Annotated in this window: 18 protein-coding genes; 12 read left to right on the top strand and 6 right to left on the bottom strand. The window is 44.4% G+C overall.

Going from position 1 to position 21,903, the window contains the following annotated elements:
• Both ABFY09_RS06945 and ABFY09_RS06950 read left to right on the top strand, forming a co-directional pair.
• Positions 1–1,857 carry a DUF294 nucleotidyltransferase-like domain-containing protein gene (locus ABFY09_RS06945; protein WP_347983576.1) on the top strand — a complete coding sequence of 619 codons (1,857 nt, stop codon included), beginning with the start codon at positions 1–3 and terminating at the stop codon, positions 1,855–1,857.
• Positions 1,858–2,568: a 3'-5' exonuclease gene (locus ABFY09_RS06950; RefSeq protein ID WP_347983577.1), complete on the top strand. Its 711-nt coding sequence runs from the start codon at positions 1,858–1,860 to the stop codon at positions 2,566–2,568. It begins immediately after the preceding gene.
• A 53-nt stretch (positions 2,569–2,621) separates the two neighbouring features.
• On the opposite strand, the gene ABFY09_RS06955 is transcribed toward ABFY09_RS06950, so the two are convergent.
• The gene (locus ABFY09_RS06955) at positions 2,622–3,593 is read right to left on the bottom strand and encodes a carbohydrate kinase (protein ID WP_347983578.1); all 972 of its coding nucleotides are present in this window, start codon (positions 3,591–3,593) and stop codon (positions 2,622–2,624) included.
• 236 nt (positions 3,594–3,829) lie between these two features.
• Here ABFY09_RS06955 and ABFY09_RS06960 point away from each other — a divergent pair, with 236 nt between their 5' ends.
• The 7 genes from ABFY09_RS06960 to ushA all read left to right on the top strand — a co-directional run bounded on the left by ABFY09_RS06960 (position 3,830) and on the right by ushA (position 12,474).
• Positions 3,830–4,564: a response regulator transcription factor gene (locus tag ABFY09_RS06960; RefSeq protein ID WP_347983579.1), complete on the top strand. Its 735-nt coding sequence runs from the start codon at positions 3,830–3,832 to the stop codon at positions 4,562–4,564.
• Positions 4,554–6,020, top strand: coding sequence for an ATP-binding protein (locus tag ABFY09_RS06965; RefSeq protein WP_347983580.1), 1,467 nt, complete (start codon positions 4,554–4,556; stop codon positions 6,018–6,020). Before ABFY09_RS06960 ends, ABFY09_RS06965 begins: the two co-directional genes overlap by 11 nt.
• A gap of 218 nt (positions 6,021–6,238) precedes the next feature.
• Positions 6,239–7,486: an ABC transporter substrate-binding protein gene (locus tag ABFY09_RS06970; protein ID WP_347983581.1), complete on the top strand. Its 1,248-nt coding sequence runs from the start codon at positions 6,239–6,241 to the stop codon at positions 7,484–7,486.
• Between the two features lie 90 nt (positions 7,487–7,576).
• Positions 7,577–8,506, top strand: coding sequence for a sugar ABC transporter permease (locus ABFY09_RS06975; RefSeq protein WP_347983582.1), 930 nt, complete (start codon positions 7,577–7,579; stop codon positions 8,504–8,506).
• On the top strand, positions 8,499–9,401 hold the full coding sequence (locus ABFY09_RS06980) for a carbohydrate ABC transporter permease (RefSeq protein WP_347983583.1): 903 nt from the start codon (positions 8,499–8,501) through the stop codon (positions 9,399–9,401). Before ABFY09_RS06975 ends, ABFY09_RS06980 begins: the two co-directional genes overlap by 8 nt.
• An 83-nt stretch (positions 9,402–9,484) precedes the next feature.
• Positions 9,485–10,594 (top strand): ABC transporter ATP-binding protein, encoded by a 1,110-nt coding sequence (locus ABFY09_RS06985; RefSeq protein WP_347983584.1) that lies wholly within the window; start codon positions 9,485–9,487, stop codon positions 10,592–10,594.
• Positions 10,595–10,869: 275 nt separating this feature from the next.
• Positions 10,870–12,474 (top strand): bifunctional UDP-sugar hydrolase/5'-nucleotidase UshA, encoded by a 1,605-nt coding sequence (gene ushA, locus ABFY09_RS06990; protein ID WP_347983585.1) that lies wholly within the window; start codon positions 10,870–10,872, stop codon positions 12,472–12,474.
• Between the two features lie 224 nt (positions 12,475–12,698).
• Here the strand turns inward: ushA and ABFY09_RS06995 are convergent, their stop codons facing one another.
• Both ABFY09_RS06995 and rph read right to left on the bottom strand, forming a co-directional pair.
• A complete protein-coding gene (locus tag ABFY09_RS06995; protein WP_347983586.1) occupies positions 12,699–15,104 on the bottom strand; it encodes an EAL domain-containing protein in 2,406 nt (801 codons plus the stop codon).
• Between the two features lie 172 nt (positions 15,105–15,276).
• Positions 15,277–15,996, bottom strand: coding sequence for a ribonuclease PH (rph, locus tag ABFY09_RS07000; protein ID WP_347983587.1), 720 nt, complete (start codon positions 15,994–15,996; stop codon positions 15,277–15,279).
• A gap of 163 nt (positions 15,997–16,159) precedes the next feature.
• On the opposite strand from rph, the gene ABFY09_RS07005 reads away from it, so the two are divergent.
• Positions 16,160–17,026 carry a YicC/YloC family endoribonuclease gene (locus ABFY09_RS07005; protein ID WP_347983588.1) on the top strand — a complete coding sequence of 289 codons (867 nt, stop codon included), beginning with the start codon at positions 16,160–16,162 and terminating at the stop codon, positions 17,024–17,026.
• 179 nt (positions 17,027–17,205) lie between these two features.
• Here the strand turns inward: ABFY09_RS07005 and ABFY09_RS07010 are convergent, their stop codons facing one another.
• From ABFY09_RS07010 to ABFY09_RS07020, 3 genes are all read right to left on the bottom strand, one after another.
• Positions 17,206–18,564 carry a type II toxin-antitoxin system HipA family toxin gene (locus ABFY09_RS07010; protein ID WP_347983589.1) on the bottom strand — a complete coding sequence of 453 codons (1,359 nt, stop codon included), beginning with the start codon at positions 18,562–18,564 and terminating at the stop codon, positions 17,206–17,208.
• The gene (locus ABFY09_RS07015; RefSeq protein WP_347983590.1) at positions 18,554–18,841 is read right to left on the bottom strand and encodes a helix-turn-helix transcriptional regulator; all 288 of its coding nucleotides are present in this window, start codon (positions 18,839–18,841) and stop codon (positions 18,554–18,556) included. The genes ABFY09_RS07010 and ABFY09_RS07015 overlap by 11 nt, the downstream gene beginning before the upstream one ends.
• A gap of 102 nt (positions 18,842–18,943) precedes the next feature.
• Complete coding sequence (locus tag ABFY09_RS07020; RefSeq protein WP_347983591.1) at positions 18,944–19,606, bottom strand: NAD(P)H-binding protein; 663 nt, start codon at positions 19,604–19,606, stop codon at positions 18,944–18,946.
• A gap of 227 nt (positions 19,607–19,833) precedes the next feature.
• Between ABFY09_RS07020 and ABFY09_RS07025 the strand changes: the two genes are divergently transcribed.
• Together ABFY09_RS07025 and ABFY09_RS07030 are read left to right on the top strand one after the other, a co-directional pair.
• Positions 19,834–20,541: a UTRA domain-containing protein gene (locus ABFY09_RS07025; protein WP_347983592.1), complete on the top strand. Its 708-nt coding sequence runs from the start codon at positions 19,834–19,836 to the stop codon at positions 20,539–20,541.
• A 187-nt stretch (positions 20,542–20,728) separates the two neighbouring features.
• A complete protein-coding gene (locus ABFY09_RS07030) occupies positions 20,729–21,757 on the top strand; it encodes a putative 2-aminoethylphosphonate ABC transporter substrate-binding protein (protein WP_347983593.1) in 1,029 nt (342 codons plus the stop codon).
• The last annotated feature ends 146 nt before the right edge of the window (positions 21,758–21,903 follow it).

Consider the following 21,903-nt stretch of genomic DNA (forward strand, 5'->3'; position numbering starts at 1 on the left):
ATGGACGTCGAATTAACCGAAATACTCGAAGCACTTTGTCAGCACGCACCGTTTAATGACATTGCAGATGACCTACAACTCCATGATATGGTTAAAGAAATTGAAATTCAGTATCTGCGATCAGGAGAATACATCATTGCCCCTGATACATTGAACGACACGCTGTTTTTTATTCGTAGTGGTGCGATAGAAAACCTCAGTAAAGAGCAAAAGCTTATTCGACGCATGAACGAAGGCGAACTTTTTGGCTACGCTTCCATCTTACGTGGCGGGAAGTCATCGCAATCAATGCGCACCATAGAAGACAGCTTGCTGTATCGCATCCCAGCACGCTGGTTCCTTAAGTTCTACGAAGAGAATGACAACTTTTCTGACTTTTTTGAACTTGAACGTCAAGCTCGCTTGCGTCTTGCGATGGATTCCCAAAGCTCAGACATTTCACTCATGACTTGCCCTGTGATTAGCCTGCTAAGACGCCCTCCCATTAGTATTCAAATGGATTCTGATATTCGTATGGCTGCGCAAACCATGTCCGAACATCGTGTCTCTAGCTTATTAATCACAGACAATGACGAGCTGATCGGCATTGTTACTGACCGAGATTTGCGCACCAGAGCCGTCGCTCAAGGCTTGGCTTATGAAACGCCGGTGTCCGCCATTATGACTCGCGACCCAATTATCATGGACAGCCGAGATTATGCCTCCGAAGCCGTCCTAAAAATGATGGAAAGAAACGTCCACCACATTCCTATTATTAAAAACGGCCGCCCGATTGGTGTGGTCAGTACTGGCGATATTGTTCAAAAAGAAAGCCATGGCAGCGTGTATTTAATCAGCGATATTTTTAAGCAAAACAGCATCGAAAGCTTACGCGCCATCAGTCAAAAAATGTCTCACACCTTCACGCAACTTGTCCTTGCCGATGCCAATACTCAAATGATTGGCAACGCCATGTCGTATATTGGGACGGCCTTTGTAAAGCGACTCTTGCAGCTTGGCGAGGAAAAGTTTGGTCCAGCGCCCGTTCCTTATTGCTTCGTGGCTTTGGGCTCACAAGCGAGAGAAGAGCAAACCATCAATACAGACCAAGACAACGCGCTTATTCTAAGCGACAAATACGACAAAGAACGACACGGAAAGTACTTCGAGAATTTAAGCGATTGGGTGTGCCAGAATTTAGACAAATGCGGCTATACGCTTTGTACGGGAGATATCATGGCGTCTAACCCTCGCTGGCGCCAACCTTTATCTGTGTGGAAAGATAACTTCAGCGACTGGATACAAAACCCAAAAGCAGAAGCTTTGTTACGCCTGTCGATTTTCTTTGATTTACGAGGAATCTACGGCGATAAAACCCTCGCTAAACAACTGAATCAGCATATTCGAAAAGAAGCTCAACAACACTCTGGCTTTTTAACCCTCATGGCTCGTAACGCTAACCAGAGAAAACCGCCTTTGGGCTTTTTTAGACAATTTGTTCTAGACGGCGAAGGTAAGCAATCGCGAACCTTTAACCTAAAAGAAAGAGGCATCGCCCCGATTATCGACATTGTTCGCGTACACGCACTCGCCTGCGGCAGTGACAAGCTGAACACTTTAGAACGCATAGAAGACATCGAAGCCGCTGGTTTGCTGCCTGATGGTCGAGCAAAAGATTTAGCCTTAGCGCTGGAAATGATCGGCATGGTACGAATCAAAAACCAAAAAGACCAAATCGAAGCCGGTGACAAACCAAATAATCACGTTAACCCAGAAAACCTCTCCTCTTTTGAAAAACGCCACCTAAGAGACGCTTTCAACATTGTTACCCGACAGCAAGAATTTATTAAATTCCGTTATGCAGGGAAGCGCAGCTAAATGGCTTTTTTTAAGAAGAAACCACCAGCCGAAATACAAGACTGGAAAAGTCTGTTTGCAGAGTGGGCAGAAGAAGCGCCGGAAGGCCCTTTGAAACGCTACTATCAAGCCGGCATAATTCCCTCAAATACTAAGCTGGAAGACACGCCATTGTTAGCATTGGATTTGGAAACAACAGGGCTGGATTCCGAAAAAGACGAGATTATCAGTTTAGGCTTAATTCCCTTAAGTACCAAAACCATTCGCTGCAAGGGCGCGCAATATTGGATGGCCAAACCAGAACATTTGTTGCATGCGGAATCCGTCACCATTCATGAAATTACGGACACAGAATTGGAGCAGGCGCCGCCACTGAAAGCCATACTTGATGAAATTTTAGAAGCCATGAGCAAACAGGTCGTTGTGGTGCATTGTGTGTCGATTGAGCGCCAGTTCCTTCTAAAAGCCGCCATGAAAATATACGGTTATCCGCTCTATTTTCCGGTGCTAGACACGATGGGGATTGAACACCAAGTCATCCATAAACCTTGGTGGCAGCGCTTTGGAAAACAACCTTCGTTGCGTTTAGATGCCTGTCGTCAGCGTTATCGCTTGCCTCGTTACAAAGCGCATCACGCATTAACTGACGCTTTGTCATCTGCGGAGTTACTGCAGGCTCAAATCGCTTATCATCTCGACCCAAGCGCCGACATATCCGATTACTGGGTATAAAAAAAGCCAACCACTACTTAATCGCAATGATTGGCTTGTTCATGCGCCGAATCTTAAAAACGACTTAATTGTGCTTCCGCTTCTGCCAATGATGGTAAAGATGGGTACGCGCCAAGTTTGGTGACAGCATCTGCGCCACATGCGGCCGCGAAACGCACGATATCAACCAAAGTTTGATTCGATAACGCAGCCAAAGAAGCTTGATCACCACCTTGTGCCGCCAATTTGTAAAGCAAGCCACCAACAAACGCATCGCCTGCGGCCGTTGTGTCTTTCACTTCTACTGTTGGCGTGACAACTGTATTTTCGCCCTGCTCAGCCGTGTAGAAACGAATCGCGTTACCGCCGTCAGTTAAGACAAACAATGTCACGCCTGCCGCCAATGATTGATCAATAAGAGCAAATGGGTCTTCCGCTAACACTTCCAGTTCTTCTAAGCTGGCTTTGACAACATCACCACTTTGCATCCAATCGATGACACGTTCTCTGTTTACTTGGCCGTTTGGCCAAAGGTTGGTGCGCAGATTCACATCGACACTCACGATCCAATTCGCCGCACGCGCCATACGAACACCAGCTAATGTTGCTTTAGTGATGTCAGCGTCTGTCAATGTGTTAGAGCAAGTGTGGAAAACACCTTGGCTTTGAGTGAACCAAGCGTCGTTGAAGTCTTCTTCACGGAATAAGATATCGGCAGAAGGGCTGCGGTAGAATTCAAAACTACGCTCGCCCGTTTGATCCAAGCTAACAAACGCCAAAGCGGTTTTGGCTTCTGTTGTCATCAGCATGTTGTCGGTATTCACGCCGTAGCTGTCTAAAGATGTTTTCAAAAACTGACCAAAGGCGTCATCGCCTACTTGCCCAACAAAATGGCTATTACCACCTAAACGCGCCACAGCAACGGCGACATTAGCTGGTGCACCACCAGGAAACTTCGTAAAAGATTCAAGCTCTCCGGCCTGAGTCGCGCCATTAGATAGGAAATCGATTAAGGCTTCGCCAAATGCCATCACTTTTGTTGTCATTGTTTTGCTCTCTGTTTGGTACACAGCCACATGCCGTGCAAGTATAAATAAGGTTAGGCTAAAAATTATGCAGGGCAAGAGGCTTTAAATCAATTTAATTTATTTAAAGTTTTGTGTCTTTTTAAAGCCATGAGCCACATTTTCGTAATGCAAACTATGAGGCATGTGGTTCACCCTCAGTTTCTTTATTGCTAGACTCAAAGACACATAATAATTAAAACTTTTTGAGAAAACGTATGACCCAATCCAAATGCATCTATGTTGTGGACGATGACGATGAGATTCGCTCTCTGCTCAAGACTTACCTAGAGAAACATCAATTCACGGTATTCACAGCCGATTCAGGCGAAGCGTTTTTAGAGAGCTTCAAAGCGTCGCAACAGATTGATTTGGTTATCCTAGACATAATGCTTCCGGGGCAAGATGGTTTTTCTGTATGTCATTCACTGCGCACACAATCCCAAGTTCCTGTGATTATGCTGACAGCAAACTCCGATGAAACCGACCGCATTATTGGTTTGGAAATTGGCGCAGACGACTATCTTGCCAAGCCTTTTAACCCTCGCGAATTATTGGCCAGAATCAAAGCCATTCTTAGACGCATGGAACACACGGAGATCATTGAAGCTCCTTCTGTTGCTCATCGCTTTTATCATTTCGCCCACTTCACGGTGGACACGATTTCCAGAGAATTGCATATAGATGATGAAAAAGAGTCCTTATCTGGTGCGGATTACAACTTGCTCATGTTGTTTTTAAGCCATCCGGGAGAAGTGCTGACACGAGAACACATCGCGGAAAATACCCGAGGAAGAGACAGCGCCCCACTCGACCGTTTTATTGATGTTCATGTCAGCCGACTACGCCAGCGTTTACGAGAAGACGCGCGCCACCCGCAATTAATTAAAACTGTTCGTGGCCAAGGTTATATTTTAACGTCTGATGTTGAAGCCATTAACCATGTCAGCTAACGGGCCAGAAAGCCAAATTTCGCGCATAAAGCGCTGGTCGCAGTCATTAACTGGCCAACTTCTCATCATCATGGCATTAGGTGTGGCCAGCGCGCAATTCATTAGCTCCACCATTTGGTTACGTCAATTAGAGTCCGACACTGAAGAAAATGTCCGAGAAGTGTCCAAGCACATGGCGTTTCGTATCGCGGCAACCGTCAGTTACTTTAAATCGTTACCCACCAACTATCGTCATATTGTTATTGATCAGCTGCAAGACATGGGTGGAACTCGCTTCTTTGTCACCCTAAACAAAGAAGAAATCTTAATTAATCCGATTCCAGACTCACCACTTAAAGACATTGTGAAAAACGAAGTTCAATCTACCTTGATCAAACAACTTGGTATTCAAAATGCGCAAATCGCCTTTTCGAGCCCAAGCGATTTGCACGTTATCAACAATCACACTCGCCTTGCGGATTTACCTGAACGATGGGGACATCACAGTTTATTGGTCAAACCGCTTACGCCGCCGATTATTGTGATTCAAATTCCCATCAATGAAACGGATTGGTTGTATCTTGCCAGCTTAATGCCCGACCCTTATTTTCTCGATGGTACGTCTGCCCTGAGTGGCGAACGCCTGTTTTCTATGGCCATGTCTGTCATCACGGTGTTATTGCTGAGCATTCTGATTTTACGTCGCGTCACTCGTCCATTGGCGTCTTTAGCTCGTGCGGCCGAGCGTTTTGGACAAGGGGATTCTGAGCCTATCCAAGAAGTCGGCAGTGTGGAAGTACGCAATACTGCGAAAGCCTTTAATGACATGCAGCGACGTATTCAGCGCTATTTAAACGACCGAGAAAGGTTATTTGCGTCTATTTCCCACGATCTCAAAACGCCTATCACGCGTTTACATCTGCGAGCCGAAATGCTCGATGACGATACCGTCCGAGAAGCCATGATTCGTGATTTAGAAGATTTGGATATGCTGGTAAAAGGGGCGCTGCAAAGCGTAAAAGAAACGGATATTCATGAAAACCGCATCGAAGTAAATATTTCGAGAATGCTGAAAGACATGCAATATGCAGTCAATATTAACGGAGAAAGGCTCACCGTTATTGGCGAATTGGAACACACCTTCATCGGCAAGCCTCTGGCAATTAAACGCTGCTTAGGCAACCTCGTGGATAATGCCTTGTATTACGGAAAAACCGCCACGGTATTCATTGAAGATAACGAAGATGAAGTGTGTATCCGAATTTGTGACCAAGGACCCGGCATCCCGAGCGACAAGATAGATAAGGTTTTCCAGCCTTATACGCGCCTCACGCCCGACCATTCCGGTCACCCTGGCGGCATGGGATTAGGACTGAGCATCGCACGCAACATTGCTCGCGCTCACGGCGGTGAAGTCACCTTAAGCAATCACCCTCAACAAGGTTTAGAAGCCACCATCAAGCTGCCTCGCCATTAAGGTTCTTTTGTAAAGTCTTGCATGAATACAACCAATGCAAGACTTCGTTACAATAGGTTGCTCTACTTTACCCCGTACCAATCAATCCTTTGCTAAATTCTGTAACTCGACTGTATGCTTATGTTGATATTCAACTTGCTGCATCGAAATGATTAACGCAACGTCAATGCACTCTATGTCATTGGCTAGACGACATAACAATAAAAAAGGTCACTATCATGAAAAAAATTGCTTTCGGTTTAAGCGCTGTTGCCCTTTCTATCGCTGCGTCAACAGGTCACGCAGGTGAAGTAGAAGTTCTACATTGGTGGACATCTGGTGGCGAAGCTGCTGCGATCAATGTACTTAAAGAAGAAATGGTGGATGCAGGCCACACTTGGAAAGACTTCGCAGTCGCAGGTGGTGGCGGTGAATCCGCAATGACAGTTCTTAAATCCCGCGCTATTGCTGGCAACCCTCCTTCTGCTGCTCAAATCAAAGGTCCAACTATTCAAGAGTGGGGCGACCTCGGTTTCCTAACCAACCTTGATGATGTTGCTAAAGCAAGCCAATGGGATCAAGTATTGCCTCGTGTTGTAAGCGACACCATGAAATACGACGGTCATTATGTTGCTGCGCCTGTCAACGTTCACCGCGTAAACTGGATGTGGGCAAACCCTGAAGTCTTCCGCAAGTCTGGCGCGTCTATCCCAACCTCTTGGGAACAATTTATCGTTGAAGCGAAGAAAATCAAAGCCGCTGGTTTCACTCCACTGGCTCACGGTGGCCAAGCTTGGCAAGACGCAACGCTTTTTGAAGCTATTGCTCTTTCCAAAGGCTCTAAGTTCTACCGCGATGCTTTCATTGATTTGACAGAAGACACTTTACGCAGCAAAGACATGGTCAATGTGTTTGATACCTTTAAGCAAATGCGTGAATTCGTTGACCCAGGTTTCTCTGGCCGTGATTGGAACATTGCAACATCAATGGTAATCAACGGTGATGCAGCCATCCAAATCATGGGCGATTGGGCGAAAGGCGAATTTACGGCTGCAGGCAAAAAAGCAGGCATCGACTATGTCTGTTTCCCAGCACCAGGCACCAGCGACGCCTTCACCTTTAACATAGATTCACTGGCTATGTTTCAGGTTGATGGAAAAGAAAAGCAAGCCGCTCAAAAAGACCTTGCTCGTTTGATTCTTGAACCTAAGTTCCAAGAAACCTTCAACTTGAACAAAGGCTCCATCCCGACTCGCTTAAACATGCCTCGCGATAAGTTCGATACTTGCGCTCATTCAGCAATGGATTCTTTCTTAGCAAGCTCTGCGACTGGCAATTTGGTGCCAAGTATGGCGCACGGCATGGCTGTAAACTCTATGGTTCAAGGCGCCATCTTTGACGTTGTGACGAACTTCTTCAACGATGAGTCCATGACATCTGAAGAAGCCGTAGACAAGCTAGCTCGCGCAATAAAAGCAAGCATGTAACTCGAAACCTGCAACATTAGCTTGCAGTAAGCTCATGAGGCTGGCCCTCTCGCCAGCCTCCTCGTTTCTCCCTGTAGTGAAGCATCGATTATGAATAGTAAAGCCACCCATTCTGAGCCGAATCAGACTAGGTCAGGACGCCCTGCGCGCCTAAGCTTAGCGGACTGGATGCCGAAAATTGTCATGGCACCGACGGTGATAATCACCCTAGTCTGCATGTACGGTTATATGATTTGGACTGCCATTCTTTCTTTCACCAACTCTCGTATGTTGCCGTCTTATAAATTCGTCGGTTTCGATCAATACGAGCGTTTATTCAACAACGACCGCTGGATAGTGGCACTGACCAACCTGGGTGTCTTCGGCGGTTTGTTTATTATCATTTGTTTGTTTCTTGGCGTTGTATTAGCCATTTTTCTCGATCAAAAAATTCGTGCCGAAGGTGCTATTCGAACCATTTACCTTTACCCAATGGCAATTTCCTTCATCGTGACGGGTACGGCATGGAAATGGCTATTAAACCCAACCAATGGCATCGAAAAAATGATGGTGGATTTGGGCTTCGAAGATTTCAAATTTAACTGGCTTGCAGATCCCGACATGGTGATTTACTGCTTGGTTATCGCAGCGGTTTGGCAAGCCTCTGGTTTTGTCATGGCGCTATTCCTTGCGGGATTACGCGGTGTAGATGGCGACTTAATTAAAGCTGCTCACCTTGATGGTGCGAGTATCTTTACGACCTATCGCCGAATTATTTTGCCATCACTGAAACCTGTCTTCTTCAGTGCTTTGGTGATTCTGTCGCATATTGCCATTAAGAGCTTCGATTTGGTCGCTGCGCTCACCAATGGCGGCCCAGGTTACTCCTCCGATTTACCGGCTAACTTTATGTACGCGCACACCTTTACTCGTAGCCAAGTGGGCTTAGGCTCAGCCTCGGCAATGGTGATGCTCGGATGCGTATTAGCGATATTGATTCCTTATTTGTACTCAGAATTACGAGGTGAACGCCATGAGTAAGGTTAATTCTGTGAATATAAAACCTATTGGCCGTAAAACATCGGCTCTGGATAAAGCATTACGTGTCGCCTTGTACACAGTATTAATCACGGTGGCAGCTTTCTATCTCGTACCTTTTATCGTCATGTTAATCACTTCATTAAAAGACGTGGAAGAAATTCGCACTGGCACCTTACTTTCCTTGCCAAGTTCCTTGAACTTCGACTCTTGGGTAAAAGCTTGGTCTGGTGCTTGTACTGGTAGCAGTTGTGGCGGTATTTCTCCTTATTTCTTGAACTCGTTCCAAATCGTTATTCCAGCAGTATTGATTTCAACTTTACTGGGTGCGATCAATGGTTACGTGATTTCCCTTTGGAAATTCCGTGGTAGCGACTTGTTCTTTGCTGCTTTATTAATTGGTTGCTTCATTCCTTTTCAAGTTATTCTGCTACCAATGGCACGCACATTAGGTTGGTTAGGAATTGCAAACACAACAACCGGCTTAGTATTTGTTCATGTGGTTTACGGTGTAGCCTTTACGACACTGTTTTTCCGTAACTTCTATCAATCCATTCCGGGCGAATTAATCAAAGCCGCTCGTCTGGATGGCGCAGGCTTCTTCACTATTTTCTATCGCATTATTTTGCCTATCTCGACGCCAATTATTGTCGTCACTGTGATTTGGCAGTTCACGCAAATCTGGAACGATTTCTTATTTGGTGTGGCTTTCTCTGGGTTTGAAACTCAGCCTGTCACCGTCGCGTTGAATAACTTGGTGAACACTAGCTTTGGTGGCAAGGAATATAACGTGGACATGGCCGCTGCCATTATCGCCGCACTACCAACCTTGCTCGTTTACATCTTTGCAGGAAAGTACTTTGTCCGTGGCTTAACAGCAGGCGCAGTGAAAGGTTAATTCCACCAACGAATAAGAATAATAAGTGCTTACGCCTTTTCACTTCCACAGCGTAAGCCAAAGACAAAATTTGGAGTAATAACATGGCAAACCTCGTCATTGAAAATGTTAAAAAAAGCTACGGCGACACAGAGATTTTGCAAGGCATCAATATCTCTATTAAAACCGGAGAGTTCTTGATTCTCGTCGGTCCATCAGGTTGTGGTAAATCCACCTTGATGAACTCAATCGCAGGGCTTGAAGATGTAACAGAAGGTCGCATTTTAATCGCCGATAAAGATGTGACTTATACAACGCCAAAAGATCGTGACATCGCCATGGTGTTTCAATCTTATGCCTTGTACCCAAACATGACGGTCGAGCAAAACATCTCATTTGGCTTGGAAATGCGCAAAGTACCAAAAGAAGAACGCCAAGCAGAAGTACAACGCGTTACTGAAATGCTGCAAATAAGCCATCTTCTAAATCGTAAACCAGCGCAATTATCTGGTGGTCAGCGCCAGCGTGTTGCCATGGGGCGCGCTTTAGCTCGCCGTCCTCAGCTTTATTTATTTGACGAACCACTTTCCAATCTTGATGCCAAATTACGCGTCGAGATGCGCACAGAGATCAAAAAGCTTCATCAAAAACTTGGTACAACCATCGTTTATGTCACCCATGATCAAATCGAAGCCATGACCTTGGCCGATCGTATTGCGGTTATGAAAGACGGTGAAGTTCAGCAATTAGGCACACCGCAGGAAATTTACGATAACCCTGTTAACTTGTTTGTTGCCGGCTTCATGGGGTCACCTGCGATGAACTTTATTCCTGCCAAAGTCATCTCTCAAGACGGAAAGCCAATGTTAGAACTGGCCACCACATCAAATGTGGCTTTGCCATTTCCAAAAGCCGAAGCATTGGAAGATTATGTCGGCAAAACGGTTTTATTGGGGTTACGCCCAGAAATGATTACCGAGCCTCAGCCACACAAGGAAGGTCAACTTTTTGTGACGACAACAGAGATCGAAGTGGAGGTTACAGAACCTATGGGCGCCGATACTATGATTTTGACTCGTGTCAGTGGCGCTGAAATTAACTGCCGCTCTAATCCTATGTACCCTGCCGAAGCTGGTACCATTATCAAAATGATGTTCGATACGTCTAAAGCGGTTGTGTTCGACCAGAGCACAGGACAGCGCCTTGATAAGTGATTAAGGCGCGCTTTTATAAAAGCACTTTTACGACACTTTAAATCAAAACAAAAGATGCCTGTTTATGACAATCATGTTGTAAACAGGCATTTTTTTACTCAAAAAAGCATATATTACTGCACAAATGGTCAAAATTTATGCACAGTCTCTCGAACTTGTAACAAATATAAGATACATTTCTATACAACTGCCGTTTACATGACTGTGAAAATGCCGCTATGGAACAGGCTAAACAAAAAGTTATCGATTTTTAGATACGATAAGGAACCCTAAATATGAAAGTAACAAAGCGTTTTATCACTAACCTTGCACTAACGGGCGTTGCCCTGTCTGTTACAGCTTGTTCGGTCATGGGACCTCAACAAGGCTGGGAAGAAGACAAAGAATACCGTGTGACAATTTTGCACACCAATGACCACCACGGTCGTTTCTGGCAAAACAGCAAAGGCGAATACGGCATGGCTGCTCGTAAAACCTTGATCGATAACATTCGTGAAGAAGTTGCATTAAATGATGGCAGCTCTTTATTACTTTCTGGTGGCGACATTAACACAGGTGTACCTGAGTCTGACCTTCAAGACGCAGAGCCAGATTTCCGCGGCATGAACATGCTTAAGTACGATGCAATGGCATTGGGTAACCACGAATTCGACAACCCTCTTTCTGTTCTTAAACAACAGCAAGAATGGGCTGGTTTCCCTTTCCTATCGGCAAACATTCTTGATGAAAAAACAGGTAAGCCATTATTTGATGCTTACAAGATTTTCCAAGTAGACGACCTAAAAGTAGCGGTTGTTGGTTTCACAACAGACGACACAGTAAAACTAGGTAATCCAGAATACCTAGAAGGCATCAAAATTGAATCTCCAATCGAAGTAGCTTCAACATTGGTTCCTGAACTACGCAAAAAAGCAGACCTTGTTATTGCGGTAACACATATGGGTCACTATGCAAATGGCAACCACGGTGGTAACGCGCCTGGTGATGTTGCGCTAGCCCGTGCTGTTCCTGGTATTGATGTGGTTGTTGGTGGTCACTCTCAAAACCCATTGTTCGAACCTGATGAGCAAAATGGCACGCTTATTTTACAAGCACACGAATGGGGTAAATATGTTGGCCGTTTAGACTTCGTCTACAAAAATGGTGACATCGTAGATTCTACTTACGAACTGATTCCAGTGAACTTGAAGAAAAAAGTAAAAGATGCTGAAGGCAACTCAGTTCGCGTTTATATTCAAGACGAAATCGCACAAGACGCTGAAATGCTAAAAATGCTAACGCCTTTCCAAGAAAAAGGTCAGGAAGAGCTTAACGTAGAAATTGGCTTCGCTAACGCAGATTTCATTGGTGAGCGTAGCATTGTTCGTAACCAAGAAACCAACCTAGGTAACTTGATTGCCGTTGCAATGCAGGAAAAAGTGAACGCTGATATCGGCATCATGAACTCTGGTGGTATCCGTGACGATATGCCAAAAGGTATCATCACTTATAAGAGTGTTCTGCAGGTACAACCTTTCGGCAACATGGTTTCTTATGTTGATTTCACAGCAGTTGAATTAACGGATTACCTTTCTGCCGTTGCAGCTAAACAAGCTGGCACAGGAGCATTCGCTCAATTCAGTGGTGTTTCACTCACATTGAAAGACGGAAAAGCGACAGACATCCTTGTTGGTGGAAGCCCACTAGAAGCAGCTAAAACTTACCGCATTGCGATCAACAGCTATGTAGCAACAGGTGGCGATGGTTACCCTAAAGTGGTCGATCACCCTAACTATGTAAACTCAGGTTATGTTGATGCAGACCTTTTGGTGGAATACATCAAAACTAACTACCCACTTGATGGCGCGAAATTTGCTCCTACAGGTGCTGTTAAGCGTTAATAGTAAACGAGCATTTCGCTCATAAAAATCCCCCAACAGAGGACGCTCTGTTGGGGGATTTTTATGTCTAGAAGAAAGTTAAACGCGTGGGTAACTTTTCAGGCTCTAACTGCACGGTATACAACAATTCATGATCTGAGACTTTCTACCAAGTACTCGTTCGTTTGCCGCGTTCCGACTCAAATACAATCACAATGACTGACATTTAGCGCCACAGAGTCGAACTATAAACTCGTTAAAGGGAAGCGAATATCCGCACCTAAGCACTGACTTACAGCGTCTTCTTTAAGAGGAACGGAGAAATAATAACCTTGATAACGAGAGCAACCTGTTTGATCGAGCAGGACTTTCTCTTCCAAACTTTCCACGCCTTCTGCCAGAACAGATAACTGCATGTGAGACGCCATAGAAACGATGGTATTAATAATGGAGCAGTTACTGCTGCTACCTGTGAGGTCTCGGACGAAAGATTGATCGATTTTCAATTGAGTAAGAGGGAAATGCTGAATATAACGCAATGACGAATAACCCGTGCCGAAATCATCGATAGAGAAACGAATATTCAGTGCCTTGAGCTGCCTCATTTTTTCCGTCACAGAAGACATATTTTCCACCAGCATGCCTTCAGTGATTTCGAGATCCAACAAGCTGGCATCGATCTGGTGTTTCTTGATGATGCTGCTTACCGTATCAACAAAGCTTTCTTTGGCGAATTGATAAGGGCTGATATTAATCGCAATGCTTTCAAACAACGGCGGTAAACCTTGTTCCTGCCATATTTTCAATTGCTGGCAAGCGCGATCTAAAACCCAACTACCGATTTCATCAATCGCACCGGTTTCTTCTGCGACAGGAATAAAGCGACTTGGTGACACTTGCCCAAGTTCATCATTAAACCAACGTAAAAGCGTCTCGAAGCCGATCAATTGCCCATTTGAGTTAACCTGCGGCTGATACACCAAATAGAACTCATTTTTACTAATCGCTCCGAGTAATGCTTTTTCAAGCGCCAGTTTTTCAGCCACTTCCTGTTGCATTTCTTGTCGATAAAAGCAGTACTGATTGCGCCCTTTTACCTTGGCGTCGTACATGGCGGTATCAGCTTGACGCAGTATGTGTGTATCGTTTTCATTTTCAGCAGGAAACAAACTGATACCAATACTCGCTGAAATAAACACATCGGTTTCGTCTAGATGGAATATCTGCGACAATTTAAAGAGTAAGGTTTCTGCCAGCTGCGAAACTTTATGCTGGGCTTCTCCATAGCTTTGCCCCAAAACAGGAAGTAAAAGAACAAACTCGTCTCCGCCAATTCGTACTGCTATTTCAGGCTCGGTTAGAGAGGAAACAATACGCTTGGCAACTTCCTCTAAGAGCGAGTCTCCAACATGATGTCCCATAGAATCATTAATGCTCTTAAAGCGATCTAAGTCGAGAAACATTAAGCCGCCAATATGGCCTTTTGTACGCGCATCGATAATCACTGCTTCTAAGTTCTGATTCAGAAATCGGCGATTTGGCAAGCTGGTCAACGTATCGTAATAGGCTAAAAACTTTACCTTCTCTTCGCTTTTTCGACGTAGTGTAATGTCCCTAAAAGACGCTAAAAAGCACTCTTCTTGATCCAAAATAATAATGTTGCCACACACTTCAACCGGGAAGCACTCTCCATTCTGTCTAAAGTAATCGGCTTCATAAGTGCTTGCTTCTTCGGTTGAGGATTCAGACCATTGCTTAAGCAAATCTGGCGTCTGCTTTGGATCAATGTCTTGAATATTAAGCGTGAGCAATGTGTCTGTGTCGTAACCTAATAAATGAGAAGCTTGCTCATTAGTGTCTAAAATCCTGCCCTTCAAGTCAGTAAGCAACATAGATTCACAGGATTGCTGCACAACCGCTTTAAAATACGCCTCGCTTTTCTCCAGCTCTACTTCCACTTTTCGCCGCTTATGCCACAAAGCCGTTATAGTTTGCGCCAAAAACCCCAACTCATCTTCTCGAGCAGCTTCTTTAAACTGGAAGTGTTCTGGCTCAACTTCAGCTTCATCCAGCACGCTAAGCTGATTAGTTAAACGGAATAAAGGACGGGAAAGTTGAAAATACACTAATAGAAAGATAATTCCGCCCAGTAAAATAGCCGAACAAAATGCCACTAAAGAGCCATGAATATTGCGCCGTACAAAGCCACTTACGAGCTCTGCTGTATCAACATGCACCACCAACCGACCCACCGAGTAATCATCAACAATCAAATCCATGGTAAAAACTTTTGGTAGACCTCTTAGGAGCGCATCGGATATCCAACGAGTAGAAACCTCAGCCAACGGACGATAAGTACTGGCTAAAATTTTGCCTTCCACGTTTTCTAGTTTGGTTTCATAATATCCGCTATGGGACATTAATCCTTTTAGAACATTTTCAGCCGCAGTGACATCGGAAGACATCACAGCTTCAGACGCAAAGTACTCAACACTGGACAGGGAAGACAAAATCTGCTTCTGCAAGGCAACTTTTCGCTTTTGCCAATCGCTTCCTATGGATAACCCGCTAATCGCTAAAATTATCAAACATAGAAACAACAAGGCCTTTTTAATTTGACTATAGAAAAGGCTTTTTCGATGTGCTGTCATAGTACTCCATTTATTTTTTGTAGAAGTAACTCGCCACCCTACTTAAATCTAGCATACCTCAGAAAAGTCGTTTGATTTAATATTCCTTCATAAGCAAAAAGCAAACCAACAGGCAAAAAAAATCTAGCCGAAGCTAGATTTTCTATATAATCTAATCAGTTAATGCTCTTTCTTACTTTTCAAACAAAGCCGCACGTTGTGCTTCAATGATTTCGGCAATGCCTTTACGTGCCACAGCCAGCATGCCCATCATGTGCTCGTCACTGAATGCTTCGCCTTCTGCAGTGCCTTGGATCTCGATGAAACCACCTTTGTCATTCATGATCACATTCATGTCTGTTTCAGCATTGGAATCTTCTGGGTAATCCAAATCCAATACTGGCTCACCTTTGTAAACGCCTACAGAAATCGCCGCGATTTGAGAAACGATTGGATTCGCTTTGATCTTCTTGTTCTCAACCAAAGTACGCATCGCATCTGCCAAGGCCACAAAACCACCCGTGATAGACGCCGTACGAGTACCGCCATCTGCCTGAATCACATCACAGTCAATCGTGATGGTATGCTCGCCCAACTTTTTAAGATCCACAGCCGCACGTAAAGAACGACCGATCAAACGCTGAATTTCAACCGTACGACCACCTTGCTTACCACGCGCCGCTTCACGATCCATTCGACTGCCAGTAGAACGGGGCAACATGCCGTACTCAGCCGTAATCCAACCTTGGCCTTTGCCTCTCAAAAAACGCGGTACACCAGGAACAACCGTCGCCGTACAAATCACCTTAGTGTCACCGCACTCAATAAGCACAGATCCTTCTGCGTGTTTGGTAAAGTTACGTGTGATTTTCAATGGACGTAATTGGTCGACCGCTCTTCCGCTTGGGCGCATAGTTCTTCTCTCTATTCATTAACCGAGTTGTAAAGGCGCCATTATAACGAAGCCACATAAAATTGCGCCCCCAGCCATAGGAAAAAATCACAATAAGGGAAAGTGTCACCACCGTATTCAATACGTTACAATATCGCTTATTTACTCTATTTAGGTACTCGATATGACTGCAAGTATGACCGCCTTTTCACGCCAAGAAGCCACTTACGACTGGGGCACCATTAGCTGGGAAGTCCGTTCAGTCAACCAGCGTTATTTAGAGCCAAACTTTCGTTTACCAGACAACTTCCGTGAGCTGGAATTCTCCTTTCGAGATGTACTACGCAAAAAGCTCAACCGAGGCAAACTAGAATGCCAACTGCGCTTCCAATCGGTAGACAAAGCCGCCACCAGTCTAAACATCAATGCAGAAAATACCCAAGCCCTTGCCAATGCAGTCAACACATTAGGCACTTGGTTTAAAGACCTCGACCCTGCAAATCCACTCGACATTTTAAAATGGCCCGGCGTATTAAGTGACACAAGCACAGACGCGGAAATCATGAAAAATGCCGTGAAAGACCTTTTCCAAAAGAGTGTTGATGAATTGATCGATATGCGTTTACGAGAAGGCGCACAGCTAAAAGACATCATCGAACAACGCTTAGACGCCATCGACGCCATTGTTGTAGAAGTTCAAGCCAAACTGCCTGAGATTATCGCGGCACAAAAGCAAAACCTCATCGAAAAACTTGAAGCCGCGAAAGTCGAACTCGACCCAATGCGCGTCGAAGCAGAAATCGTCTTACTGGCACAAAAAGCCGACGTAGCCGAAGAACTGGATCGCCTAGCCACACACACCAAAGAAGTCCGCCGACAGCTCAAGCAAAAAGGTCCAATAGGACGCCGCCTAGACTTCCTCATGCAAGAACTCAACCGCGAAGCCAACACCCTTTCATCCAAATCAATCGTCGTCGAAACCACACAAAGCGCCGTGGAATTGAAAGTATTGATCGAACAAATGAGAGAACAGATTCAGAATATTGAGTGATATTTGAAAACAAAGTAATAATATTGCATCAAAGAAAATTAATTCTAGTATTTATCTTACAACTAAGCCTTGTACGCAGCGATTAAGCTACGCTGGCTGTTAAGGCGAAAACGACATTATGTCGGTTTTTCAATCCCCCTGATTGATTGCTTCTTATAAGCAAGTTTATCTGAAAACCTCTATAAAAAGAGATCAGCATTTTCCTGTCTTCGTTCGGCCAGCGTTTTGTTTATTGCCTTTGTAGTGGTTTGGCTGATGCCTTGTTGTTGAGCATGATTGGTAAACTGGCTCAGTGCTTCCGATACTTCTTGGATGACGTGTTTTGCGTCATTCCAGTTTGTAAAGCCAGCACTGGCTGCGAGCTTTTGCATGACCTTAAGCGTGGGGGCTTTGCCATGGCCTGCAAAGGCTGTGGCATGTTCATTAAATGGGTGTGGGCTGTAGGTAATATCGTAGAATGGTGCTGGCTGCCATTGGCCGTCATCTGCTTGTAAAAACGCCCAGTTTTTACTGTGGTCGTCTTGGTTGGCAGCAAATAGATTAAATATAGCGCGACGAAATTGAAGTTGTCCCGCGGCTGGCGATTTACACAACTGGCGGCTCGCTTTAATCAGGTCGCTGTAGTCTAGGCTTGGACTACGAAAGTCAGCGTTCAAAAGGCCACAAGCACTGTGCATATGTAAACGGCCTGATCTTAGTTCATCACCCGAAGAGGCTTTTTCTGTCATGTAGTCAAAGCGTTTAATGGCAAGCCATGCACTGGCTCCGCTATGGCGAGGTGCTTCGATCAACTGCCAATCAGGCGTCTGGCACCCTGCCTGTTCAGCCATTTGCAAATATACCGCTTCACACAGGCCTTCTTCGTGCCCAAGCGCTAAGTTCTTCGAAGTAAACTTGACCAACCAAGCTTCGTCTCCGGGTTGTGCAAAGGTTCGACAATGCTTGGTGTCACAAGACGGCATGTAAATTTGTGCTTTTGGCCTCGCACCACCAGAACTACCACCAGCGACTAGTGCGGCTAAAATTTGCTGGGGGTGGCCTTCTAAATCATTCTGCTCAGCTTGAATGAACTCTTGATAGTCAGGCAAGGATTCATCAAAGAGCGTTTGCGCTTCGAGCCCCAGTGTTGCCAAGTCCATATCAACTCGGTTATCAGACACAAACTCTGACGCTGGGGAAAAAGACAAGGCGCCCATTCCCTTATTGCCAACAAAAGCCAATCTGTCCATCGCTGTTACTTGAGCGGGTAAAATGCCCTGCTGGCGAAAGATACGATCCTGTAACAGCATCCCCCAACCATCAGGAAGGCTATCACCGAATACCCCATGAATTCCTTGGTGTGGTTGCTTTGGTGCAGCTTGAAGCTGTGTATTAGCTTGTAAGGTAAAAGGCGATAAATTGCCAAACCGTTGAAGATAACTTTCATCGTATTGAAAGAATGCACCTTGGCGGTTCTGCGCTAATACACCTACCGACACACGTTCACCTGTACTCAAGGTGCGAGCCACGTTTAGTTTTTGAATGGGTTTAAAATTCATCTTTTAATACCTCATCAATGCTCGTTGGCAGCACGTCACGCTGGCTCGTTTTCGTTAGTTGGAGCAGTCGATCCAACGAGTCGAGTGTTTGCCACAACAACAGTAATTGGCGAAATGAAATTTGCCCTGTCAGTTCAAATTTTTTAATAGTGGCCGCTGGCACACAGCTACGCTCCGCAAGTGCAGCACGAGACAGTTTTGCTTGCTTACGCAACTCACGTAAGTAATCGGCATAGGCTTGACTAACATCGGTATCATCAAGTAATGAAAAACTCATAAAAGAAACCATAATGGATACAGTAATATCCATTATAGGCAAAAAATATAAATAATGGATAATATTGTATCCGTTATTTATAAATTCCCTAATAAGATTTCTCTAAAACAATTGCTCTAGTTCTTCGATCACTAGCTTTGTGTTGTGCTCGCGGTTTAACCGTTCTCTCATGCGTTTTGCGACTTGTTCCGCTTGTATTGGGCGGTAGCGTTTGATGATGGGGATGTACTGCAATACGGCGTATAAATTAATAGCCAGTTGTTCGCCGAATCTAGGGTTAGAGCGTTTTCCAGCAAGGAAGGAGGGTCGAACAATGGTGATGTGTTGCCAGTCTAATGCTTGTAGGTTTTGTTCCAGTTGGCCTTTTAGGCGCAGGTAAAAAGAGGCGGATTTGGGGTTCGCGCCAGCAGAGGATACAAGTGCGATTTTCTGTACGCCATTTTGGTTGGCGTATTGGGCAATGTCGGTGGGAATGTCGAGGTCCACTTTGCGTTGGGCCGATTGGCTGCCCGCTTGTTTCAATGTGGTGCCTATACAACAAAAGAGTTCATCCCCTTTGAGTAAGGTTTGCCATTGGGAAATGTCGTCGAAGTTCACCAGATGGGAATGCAGTTTATGCTCTGGGTCTTGATATTCATCCGCCACGATTTCTCGACGTACAAAAACATGCACGGCCTGATACTTTTCATCCATTAAAAGCTGTTGTGTGAGTGATTTACCCACCAGCCCTGTTGAGCCAATCACCAAGGCTATCTTTTGCTTCATAGTAAACTCTATATTTGATCGTTTTTAATATTAAGACAAAACAGTTAAATATCTAGCATTCCGCCTTTCTTTAATGAGACAGTGATTAACTCACATCTGCTGTTCGGCTTTCTACTAAGTCGTTATACTTGTTCGTATTTTACTAGATAGATTAGGTATTCATTTATTGTTGGTGGACATGTAATAAGATAAACCTTCAAACATTATAAATATTTTTTGAGACTTCTATGACAGAAAAACATTACCGTTATTTACAACAATACTTTCACGATTTAATTCTCAAAAAAAAAATGCCATATGAAACAAAACTTCCCTCCGAACGAGAGCTTGCAGAGCAATTCAAAGTGTCCCGTGTTACGGCTCGTCAAGCATTGCAGCATTTAGAAGCAGAAGGTTTGATATATAGATCGAATCGCCGTGGTTGGTTTGTGACTCCGCCAGCTGTTATTTATGATCCTGCTAATAATGTAAGTTTTAATTTGTATGTAACAGAGCAAGGTTATACGCCCCACACTGAAAAACTGATGCAACAAATTGAATCTGCCAACCATAAAATTGCACTATTAATGAACATCCCTCTTGGGGCTCCTGTGCTTTTTTTGCATCGCCGCCGCTACATTAACCAACGACCAGTATTGATTGAGAAGTTATATGTCAATGTGGATCTTTTGCCAGGCATTGAGCATGAAGATCTCACTCAGTCATTAGGACAAATATTACGGACTAAATATCAAAGTCCATATCGTGATATGGACCTCTCCTTTAAAGCGACAGCCTTGCCAGACAATGAGGCGAAAGATTTGTCCACCTCCACAGGCCAAGCTGGTTTGCAAATAGAGCGAGTTAACTTTTCAGATGACAAGAGTGTCTTATCAGTCGACTATGAATTTTGGCGTCATGATGCGGTGACCATAGAAATTTCCATCCGAAACTAATGTTGTTAGAGTTATATGCTAAAAACCATATATTCTTTTTAATTATCATTAACTTAGCTTAAATCCCTCCGATAAATTTTCTTTGCTGTTTTTATTCACTGTTACATGAATGAAATATTTGGCTGCTATTTTGCATAATTAAATCTGGTATATACCAGATTATCACCCTGATGCATGGAGAAAGAAAATGATACAGAAGACCCTTATGAAACGTCTGGCTGTTTTAGCAGGCATCACTAGTCTATCGATTGCTGCGCATGCAGCGAAAACAGAATTGACTGTCTACACAGCGGTAGAAGCTGAAGACCTTAAGAAATACGCAGCGCGTTTTAATGCTGATTATCCAGATATTAAAATCAACTGGGTTCGTGACTCTACAGGGATTGTCACAGCGAAATTGTTGGCGGAAAAAAACAATCCACAAGCCGATATGGTTTGGGGGTTGGCGGCGACCAGTTTAATGCTGTTGAAAAACGAAGGTGTACTAGAAGCTTATAAACCGGTTGGTTATGAGAAACTTTCTCCAAAATTCAAAGATACAAGTAGCGAACCTGTATGGACAGGAATGGATGCTTGGATCGCTGCGGTTTGTTACAACACGGTTGAAGCTGGCAAATTGGGGTTACCAAAACCCACCTCATGGGCAGACTTAACGAATCCTGTTTATAAAGATCACATTATCATGCCGAACCCTAATTCTTCAGGTACTGGCTTTTTGGATGTGAGTAGCTGGTTGCAAATCTTCGGTGAAGACGATGGCTGGCAGTTCATGGATGGCTTGCATAAGAACATCAATCGTTATACTCACTCAGGCTCAAAACCTTGCAAACTGGCGGCATCAGGTGAAATTCCAATCGGCATCTCCTTCGCTTTTCGTGCTGCGAAGTCTAAGAAACAAGGCGCACCATTGGACATTGTTTTCCCAACAGAAGGTTTAGGTTGGGATATGGAAGCCACGGCTATAGTAAAAGGCACAGACAAGTTAGAAGCGGCACAAACCCTAGCGAATTGGTCTGTTTCTCGAAAAGCTAACGAGATGTATAACGAAGGTTATGCGGTAGTGGCTATGCCAGGTGTGGCGAAATCAGTTGAGTTCTTCCCTGATAACGCTGAATCTTTGATGATTGATAACGATTTTGAATGGTCAGCACAAAACCGTTCAGCGATCTTAGCTGAATGGCAAAAACGTTACGACGGCAAGAGTGAAGCAAAATAAGATACCTTCAAAAATGGGAATAAAGCACCGCTTTATTCCCATTTTTATTAAAAGTCTATGATTGCGTTTTTTGTAATAAACACACCATAACACCGATTATTTTTTGTATTTATTACAAAAAGCGCCTTAATTCGAGGAAAGTTAAC

Source organism: Marinomonas sp. 5E14-1, from assembly GCF_039939215.1.
GTDB lineage: Bacteria > Pseudomonadota > Gammaproteobacteria > Pseudomonadales > Marinomonadaceae > Marinomonas.

Excerpts from the sequence above, each read along its gene's own strand:
- ABFY09_RS07025 (WP_347983592.1), top strand. The coding sequence starts at position 19,834 with ATGACAGAAAAACATTACCGTTATTTACAACAATACTTTCACGATTTA.
- ABFY09_RS06980 (WP_347983583.1), top strand. The coding sequence starts at position 8,499 with ATGAGTAAGGTTAATTCTGTGAATATAAAACCTATTGGCCGTAAAACA.
- ABFY09_RS06965 (WP_347983580.1), top strand. The coding sequence starts at position 4,554 with ATGTCAGCTAACGGGCCAGAAAGCCAAATTTCGCGCATAAAGCGCTGG.
- ABFY09_RS07015 (WP_347983590.1), bottom strand. The coding sequence starts at position 18,841 with ATGAGTTTTTCATTACTTGATGATACCGATGTTAGTCAAGCCTATGCC.
- ABFY09_RS06955 (WP_347983578.1), bottom strand. The coding sequence starts at position 3,593 with ATGACAACAAAAGTGATGGCATTTGGCGAAGCCTTAATCGATTTCCTA.
- ABFY09_RS06970 (WP_347983581.1), top strand. The coding sequence starts at position 6,239 with ATGAAAAAAATTGCTTTCGGTTTAAGCGCTGTTGCCCTTTCTATCGCT.
- rph (WP_347983587.1), bottom strand. The coding sequence starts at position 15,996 with ATGCGCCCAAGCGGAAGAGCGGTCGACCAATTACGTCCATTGAAAATC.
- ushA (WP_347983585.1), top strand. The coding sequence starts at position 10,870 with ATGAAAGTAACAAAGCGTTTTATCACTAACCTTGCACTAACGGGCGTT.
- ABFY09_RS06950 (WP_347983577.1), top strand. The coding sequence starts at position 1,858 with ATGGCTTTTTTTAAGAAGAAACCACCAGCCGAAATACAAGACTGGAAA.
- ABFY09_RS07020 (WP_347983591.1), bottom strand. The coding sequence starts at position 19,606 with ATGAAGCAAAAGATAGCCTTGGTGATTGGCTCAACAGGGCTGGTGGGT.
- ABFY09_RS07030 (WP_347983593.1), top strand. The coding sequence starts at position 20,729 with ATGATACAGAAGACCCTTATGAAACGTCTGGCTGTTTTAGCAGGCATC.
- ABFY09_RS06975 (WP_347983582.1), top strand. The coding sequence starts at position 7,577 with ATGAATAGTAAAGCCACCCATTCTGAGCCGAATCAGACTAGGTCAGGA.
- ABFY09_RS06985 (WP_347983584.1), top strand. The coding sequence starts at position 9,485 with ATGGCAAACCTCGTCATTGAAAATGTTAAAAAAAGCTACGGCGACACA.
- ABFY09_RS07005 (WP_347983588.1), top strand. The coding sequence starts at position 16,160 with ATGACTGCAAGTATGACCGCCTTTTCACGCCAAGAAGCCACTTACGAC.
- ABFY09_RS06945 (WP_347983576.1), top strand. The coding sequence starts at position 1 with ATGGACGTCGAATTAACCGAAATACTCGAAGCACTTTGTCAGCACGCA.
- ABFY09_RS07010 (WP_347983589.1), bottom strand. The coding sequence starts at position 18,564 with ATGAATTTTAAACCCATTCAAAAACTAAACGTGGCTCGCACCTTGAGT.
- ABFY09_RS06995 (WP_347983586.1), bottom strand. The coding sequence starts at position 15,104 with ATGACAGCACATCGAAAAAGCCTTTTCTATAGTCAAATTAAAAAGGCC.
- ABFY09_RS06960 (WP_347983579.1), top strand. The coding sequence starts at position 3,830 with ATGACCCAATCCAAATGCATCTATGTTGTGGACGATGACGATGAGATT.